This is a genomic window from Nonomuraea sp. NPDC001684, from assembly GCF_053596515.1.
Map to the genome: position 1 here is coordinate 1 of NZ_JBSFGJ010000473.1, position 6,832 is coordinate 6,832.

At 73.8% G+C, this 6,832-nt stretch carries 7 protein-coding genes; 1 reads left to right on the forward strand and 6 read right to left on the reverse strand.

The genetic code is table 11. The annotated features are described in order from the left end of the window. A partial coding sequence (locus ACWCSD_RS44190) for an acyl-CoA dehydrogenase family protein (protein WP_449924266.1) occupies positions 1 to 591 on the forward strand: 591 nt, incomplete at its 5' end. A gap of 64 nt (positions 592 to 655) precedes the next feature. On the opposite strand, the gene ACWCSD_RS44195 is transcribed toward ACWCSD_RS44190, so the two are convergent. From ACWCSD_RS44195 to ACWCSD_RS44220, 6 genes are all read right to left on the reverse strand, one after another. Then, positions 656 to 1,348 (reverse strand): GntR family transcriptional regulator, encoded by a 693-nt coding sequence (locus ACWCSD_RS44195; protein WP_352351279.1) that lies wholly within the window; start codon positions 1,346 to 1,348, stop codon positions 656 to 658. Positions 1,349 to 1,631: 283 nt separating this feature from the next. Next, positions 1,632 to 2,492, reverse strand: a complete 861-nt coding sequence (gene hpaD / locus ACWCSD_RS44200; protein WP_449924269.1) for a 3,4-dihydroxyphenylacetate 2,3-dioxygenase — start codon at positions 2,490 to 2,492, stop codon at positions 1,632 to 1,634. Then, on the reverse strand, positions 2,492 to 3,928 hold the full coding sequence (locus ACWCSD_RS44205) for an aldehyde dehydrogenase family protein (RefSeq protein WP_397156226.1): 1,437 nt from the start codon (positions 3,926 to 3,928) through the stop codon (positions 2,492 to 2,494). Before ACWCSD_RS44205 ends, hpaD begins: the two co-directional genes overlap by 1 nt. Next, positions 3,925 to 5,412 (reverse strand): GMC family oxidoreductase, encoded by a 1,488-nt coding sequence (locus ACWCSD_RS44210; protein WP_449924272.1) that lies wholly within the window; start codon positions 5,410 to 5,412, stop codon positions 3,925 to 3,927. Before ACWCSD_RS44210 ends, ACWCSD_RS44205 begins: the two co-directional genes overlap by 4 nt. Beyond that, the gene (locus ACWCSD_RS44215; RefSeq protein ID WP_449924275.1) at positions 5,399 to 6,085 is read right to left on the reverse strand and encodes an ABC transporter ATP-binding protein; all 687 of its coding nucleotides are present in this window, start codon (positions 6,083 to 6,085) and stop codon (positions 5,399 to 5,401) included. The genes ACWCSD_RS44210 and ACWCSD_RS44215 overlap by 14 nt, the downstream gene beginning before the upstream one ends. Next, a partial coding sequence (locus tag ACWCSD_RS44220; RefSeq protein WP_449924278.1) for an ABC transporter ATP-binding protein occupies positions 6,082 to 6,832 on the reverse strand: 751 nt, incomplete at its 5' end. The genes ACWCSD_RS44215 and ACWCSD_RS44220, both read right to left, overlap by 4 nt.

Below are 6,832 nucleotides of genomic sequence, written 5' to 3' on the forward strand. Positions count from 1 at the left end.
CCCCACTACGCCATCGACGCCGTCCTCGTCCCGGAGTCGCGCACGCACCGCGGCGCGCAGCGGGAGCCGCTGCGCGGCGGCGCGATCTACCGGCTGGGCCTGCTGGACCAGGCGCTGATCGCCCACTCCGGCTGGGCGCTCGGCCTGGGCCGCCGCCTGCTGGACGAGCTGGGCCGGCACGTCGCGGCCCGCGCCGGACGTCCGGGTCAGCTCGCCGTCAGCGACGCCTTCCACACCGGCTTCGCCCGCGCCGAGGCGGCCCTGCGGGCGGCGCGCGCCCTGGTCCGCGAGACGTGGGAGGACGCCGAACGCACCCTGGACGCGGGCAGCACGCTGTCCACCCGCCAGGAGACGATGGTGCGGCTCGCGCTCAACCACGCCACCTCGACGCTCACCGGGGCGGCCGGGTTCGCCTACGCCTCGGGCGGCACGACGGCGCTGCGCGACGGCCTGCTCCAGCGCCTGTTCCGGGACGCGCACGCCGGCGCCCAGCACATCACCTCGGGCCCGCAGGCGCTGCGGGAGTGCGGCCGCGAGCTGGCGGGCCTGGCCCAGGGCGAGGAATGGACCCTCTTCACCCTGCAACCCTGACCCGAAACCCCCTGAACCCCCGACCCGCTCTGCAGCCCGGACGGGGGTCAGTGTTGCCGGGGGGTCAGTGTTGCCGGGAGACCTGGGCGGTGTGCAGGGCGTCGGCGGTGGCGATCTTGTGGTTGCGGGCCGCCTGCTCGATCACCTCGGCCTCGGCGGCGCCCTCGATCAGGCTCAGCAGGTGGTCGTGCTCCTCCACCGACCTGCGCGCCCGCCCCGGCACGTACGTGAAGCTGGAGCGGCGCATGTGGTCGAGCCGCGCCCACTCCGACTCCAGCAGGGCGTTGAGGTGCTCGTCGGGGCAGTGGCGGTAGAGCGAGAAGTGGAACTCGCGGTTGAGCGCGGTGAAGGAGGTGGGGTCGAACTCCTCCAACGCCTCCTTCATCCGCTCGTTGATCTCCCGCGACTCCTGGATCTTGGCCGCGTCCATGTGCGGCGCGCAGATGGCCGTGGCGTAGCCCTCCAGCCGGGCCAGCACGTTGAGGGTGTGCTCGACCTGCACCGAGTCGAAGACCGCGACCCGGGCGCCGATGTTGCGGACGACCTCGACCAGCCCGTCGGACTGCAGCCTGCGCACGGCCTCGCGCAGCGGGATCGTGCTGACGCCGGTCTCCCGGGCGAGCTGGTCCATGACCAGCCGGTAGCCGGGGCCGTACGTGCCGTCGAGGATGCGGGCCCGCAGCAGGTCGTAGCTGATCTCGGCCTTGGAGCCCTTGGGCCGCTTGGCCTGGGCCGGTTTTCTCGTGCTGCTCACCATCACCTCTGCAGGACCTTCATGATGGCGTCGCGGAAGCCCGCGCCCGCCGGCGCTTCGACGCGACCGCCCGGAGCCCTCACCGGCTCCGCCCCCGGAGTCACCTCGACGATACGCTGGACGCCCGCTGTCATCCCCTCATCTTGCCCGACCACGAGCACGCGCGGCGCCCGGTCCCCCGCGCGGACGGCCCGTCCGCACGGGGCGCCGAAGGAGCGGGAGTCGGGCCACCGGGAGATCAGCCCCGCCATCCAGAACCTCCGTCTGTCCTATTTCACATATGATTTCAGATCTTATCGTACGCGGGCACGGGGAAGTCCACGACCACCTGCCCGGTTCCGGTCGAGCCGAAGTACGGGCACAACTGCTCCCCCCGCCCCTTGTACGACCGCCACCCCAGCAGCCCGAACAACATCGCCGTGTCGGCCATCGCGCCCTCCCCCGCGCAGCGCACGTTGTAGTCGGGCAACATGTCCAGGAACTCGCCGATGCGCCCTTCGGCCCACATGTCCAGCACGGCCATGTCGATCTTCCGGTTGAGCGGGCTGCTGACCTCGTTGAGCAGCGACTCGGCGGTCTCGTTGGAGGGGAAGGCGTGCGAGAGCGAGCCGCTGGCCAGGAAGGCGACCCGGCGGTCGCTCTGCTGGATGCCGCGCAGCAGCGCCTCGCCGATGCGCCGGTTCTCGTCGATCGAGGAGTAGACGTTGCAGCCGATCGGCAACACCCGCACGGCGGAGTCCTCGTTCATGAAGTGCATCGGGACCAGCGTCGCGTACTCCAGGCCCAGGTCGCGGTAGGTGTGCACGAGCGCCTTCTGCCCGCCGGCGGCGATCTCGGCGCGGATCAGCTCGGCCAGCTCGGGGTCGCCCGGGTAGTCGTAGTCCAGGTCGTGGATGAAGTGCGGCAGCTCGTGGCTGGCGTAGGAGTCGCGGTGGCGCTCCTTGCCGTTGAGGTGGAAGCCGATGCTGTTCATCCAGTGGGTGTCGGCGATCAGGTACGTGTCCACCCCCAGCTCCCGCGCCCGCCTGCCGACCTCGGTGAGAGCCAGCTCGGCGGGCCGGCGGATGCCGAAGTGCCTGCCCGGCTGGATCGACAGCCAGATCGACGGCACATGCGTGATCTTGGCTGCCAGGACGAGCTCTCCCATCACACCCTCCCCAGGTGCGTCCAGACGCCCTTGACCTCGGTGTAGGCGTCGATGGCGTACGGGCCCATCTCCCTCCCCCACCCGCTGGCCTTGTAGCCCCCCCACGTGGTGGCGGCGTCGGGCACATGGATCATGTTGATGAACACGGCTCCCGCCCGGATCCGGGCGGCCAGGCGGTGGGCGGTCGACAGGTCGTTGGTCCAGATGGAGGCGGCCAGGCCGTACTCCAGTCCGTTGGCGCGGCCGGCGATCTCGTCGGGGTCGTCGTAGGCCAGCACCGGGATGACGGGCCCGAACACCTCCTCGCGGGCCACGGCCATGGCGTCGGTCACCTCGGCGAACACGGTCGGGCGGTAGAAGAAGCCGGGGCCCTCGGCGCGCCTGCCGCCGGTGACGAGTTGCGCGCCATCGTACAGCGCGCTGCGGACGTGGGCGTCCACGGCCATCAGGTGGTCCTCGCTGATCAGCGGGCCGAGGTCGGTGGCCGGGTCGAGGCCGGGCCCGACCTTGAGCGCGTCGGCCGCGGCGGCCATCTTCGAGGTGAACTCGTCGACGCGCTTGCGGTCGACGTAGAAGCGCGAGTACGCGGCGCAGACCTGGCCGCTGTTGAACAGCGCGCCCTGGACGTTGCCCGCCACCGCGGCGTCGATGTCGGCGTCGGCCGCGATGATGCTCGGGGTCTTGCCGCCGAGCTCCAGCGTCAGGCGCTTGAGGTTGTCCGCGCCGGCGTGCACGAGCGAGCGGCCGACCGACGTCGAGCCGGTGAAGGAGATCTTGTCCACGCCCGCGTGCCCGGCCAGGGCCGCGCCGGTCTCCGGGCCGCCGGTCAGCAGGTTCACCACGCCGGGCGGGAAGCCGGCCAGCGCCATCAGCTCCACCAGCCGGACCGTGGTCAGCGGGGTCTGCTCGGCGGGCTTGACGATCACCGTGTTCCCGCAGGCCAGGGCGGGGGCGAGCTTCCAGGCGGCGATCATCAGCGGGAAGTTCCACGGGGTGATGAGCGCGCACACGCCGACCGGCTCGCGCCGGGTGTAGTGCAGGGTGTCGGGGTACGAGACGGGCAACACCGAGCCCTCGATTTTCGTACACCATCCTGCGAAATATCGGAAATGTTCGGCGGTGCCGGGGACGGTCACGTTCCGCGCCACCGCCAGCGGCTGGCCGTTGTCCCTCGTCTCCAGCTCGGCCAGCTCGTCGGCGTGCTCCTCCACCAGGTCGGCCACCTTCCACAGCAGCCTCGCGCGGGCGGCGGCGGGCAGCTCGGCCCAGGCCGGGTCGTCCAGCGCGGCCCTGGCCGCCGCCACCGCGCGGTCCACGTCGGCGGGGCCCGCCTCGGCGCACTCGGTGATGACGGTGGCCTCGGCCGGGTCCAGCGTGGCGAACGTCGCGCCGTCCGCGGCCGGGCCCCAGGCGCCGCCGATGTACAGGCCGGTCATGAGCCGATCTCCTCTCGCACCATGTCCGCGCACCGCTCGCCGATCATGATGGCGGGCGCGTTCGTGTTCCCTGACGTGACGGCGGGCATCACCGAGGCGTCGGCGACGCGCAGCCCGTCGATGCCGTGGACTCTGAGCCGCTGGTCCACGACGGTTCCCATGGCGCAGGTCCCGACCTGATGGTGGTAGGTCACCAAGGTCCTCTCTATGTGCTCGGACAGTTCACGGTCACCGGGAAAGAGCTCCGCGCCCGCCCATTCCCGCAGGGCGGCGGCGTGGACCAGCTCCCGGCACAGCTCGACGGCCGCGCGCATGCACGCGCGGTCGGCGGCCGCCTCCAGGTAGGCGGGGTCGATGTGCAGCGGGGCGTCGGGGTCGGCCGACGTCAGCGCCAGATGGCCCCTGCTCTCCGGCCGGACGATCCCGGCCATGAGGGTGAAGGCGTCCGGCGGGCCGGTCATGCCCTCGTCGTACAGGGGGATGTGGAAGAACAGCGGCTGCACGTCGGGGCCGGGCAGGCCGGGGCGGCTGCGCCAGAAGAGCTGGCTGTGCATCGGCTGCAGGCCGGGCATCGCGGGCGGCACGGGCCGCCGGGCGGCCACGATCACCGGGACGAGCGCGTGGTCGTGCAGGTTGCGCCCGACGCCGGGCAGGTCCTCCACCGCCTTGATGCCGTGCCGGCGCAGCTCGGCCGCGTCGCCGAGGCCGCTCAGCAGGAGCAGGCGCGGCGACTCGACGGTCCCGGCGCTGAGCACGACCTGGGCGGCGGCCCCGACCTGGTGCAGGCGGCCGCCCTGGCGGTACTCCACGCCCACGCACCGCCGCCCGCGCAGGAGCAGCCGGCGGGCGCGGGCCCCGGTGCGGATCTCCAGGACCGGCCGGTCGCAGCGCGGGCGCAGGTAGGCGTCGGCCGTGCTGTGCCTGCGGCCGTGCCGGATCGTGAGCTGGCAGAACCCGGCGCCGTCGGGACGCTCGCCGTTGCAGTCGGGGTTGAACGGCAGGCCCTGCTCCACGGCGGCCGCCACGATCGCCGCGTTGACCTGGTGCGGCGCGTAGTCGGCGATCACCCGTACCGGCCCGCCGGCGCCGTGGTAGTCGCCGGGCCCGCGGTCGAAGTCCTCCAGCCGCTTGAAGTACGGCAACACCTCGCGGTACGACCAGCCGGGCCCCCAGGCGTCGTAGTCGGCCGGCGCGCCCCTGACGAAGATCATGCCGTTGAGCGAGGACGAGCCGCCCAGCACCTTCCCGCGCGGCCAGTGCGGACGCCGCCCGCCCAGCCGCCGCTGCGGCGCCACCCGGTAGTCGTAGTCCTCGGGGCCGCCCCACAGCCGGAACACCCCGCCGGGGTCGTGGATGTCGGGGTTGACGTCGGGGCCGCCCGCCTCCAGCAGCAGCACGCGCAGCGCCTCGTCGTCGGCCAGCCGGCGGGCCGCCGCGGCGCCCGCCGAGCCCGCGCCGACCACGACGACGTCAAAGGTCTCCATCGCCCGCTCCCAGATAGGCCGACCGCAGCCGGCCGCGCAGCTCGTCCGGCGTGCCGCGCAGCACGACCCGGCCCCGGTCCAGCACGTGCACGCGGGTGGCCAGCTCCAGGGCGAGCCGGGTGTACTGCTCGATGAGCAGCACCCCGGCCCCGGCCTCCGCGAGCGCGGCCAGGGCGGGGACGAGCCTGGACACCACGGCGGGGGCCAGGCCGAAGGACAGCTCGTCCACCAGCAGGTAGCGCGGCCCGCCGGTGACGGCCTGGGCCAGGGCGAGCATCTGCTGCTGGCCGCCGGACAGCGTGCCGGCCCGCCGGTCGCGCAGCCCGGCCAGCTCGGGGAAGGCGGCCAGGGCCGGTCCCGGGTCGGGCCCGGCCACGCGCAGGTTGTCGGCCACGCTCAGCGAGCGCAGCACCCGGTGCCCCTCGGGCACGGCGGCCACGCCCAGCGCCCGGACGCGTTCGGGGCGCAGTCCGGTCAGCTCGTCGCCGTCGGCGCTGACCGCGCCCGCCTCGACCGGCAGCAGCCCGGCCACGGCGAGCACGAGCGTGCTCTTGCCCGCGCCGTTCGCGCCGAGCAGCGCGGTGATCTCGCCGGGCGGCACGTCGAGCGTCACGTCGTGCAGCACCTCGCGCCCGCCTCTGCGCACGCGCAGGTCGCGCACCTCCAGGCTCACGGCGCCTCCCCCAGGTAGGCGGCGCGCACCCGCTCGTCGGCCAGCACCGCCGCGGTCGGGCCGGCGGCGACCAGCCGGCCGAAGTCCAGCACGGCCGTGGTGGCGCAGACCTCGCCGACCAGGGCCACGTCGTGCTCGATGAGCACCACGAGCGCCCCGAACCGGTCCGGCACGGCCGTCACCACCTCGGCCAGCGAGCGCGACTCCGCCTCCGACAGCCCGGCGGCCGGCTCGTCGAGCAGCACGATCCTGGGCGTGCCGACCAGGGCGCGGGCCAGTTCGAGCCGCCGCCGTTCCGGCAGCGTCAGCTCGCCCGCCGGGCGTCCGGGGTCGCTCAGGCCGCAGAACGCGAGCAGGCCCTCGTCCTGGCCGCCCAGGTGGTCGGCGGCCAGGCGCAGGTTGCCGGCCACGCTCAGCTCGGCGACCACCTGCTCCTGCTGGAACGTGCGGCGCAGCCCCCACCTGGCCCGCCGGTGCGGCGCCAGCGCCAGCAGGTCGGCGCCGCCGGCCGTGACCCGCCCGGAGACCGGCCGGACGAAGCCGGACAGCACGTCGAACAGGGTGGTCTTGCCCGCGCCGTTGGGCCCGATGAGCCCGCACAGGCCGGAGTCGAAGGTCAGGGTGACGCCGTCCAGCGGGCGCACGCCGCCGAAGCGCACCCGCAGGTCCTCGATCTCCAGCCTCATGCGGGCCGCCGCAGGTCCTCTAGCTGCCCGCCGATGCCGCGCGGCGCGGTGACCAGGGCGT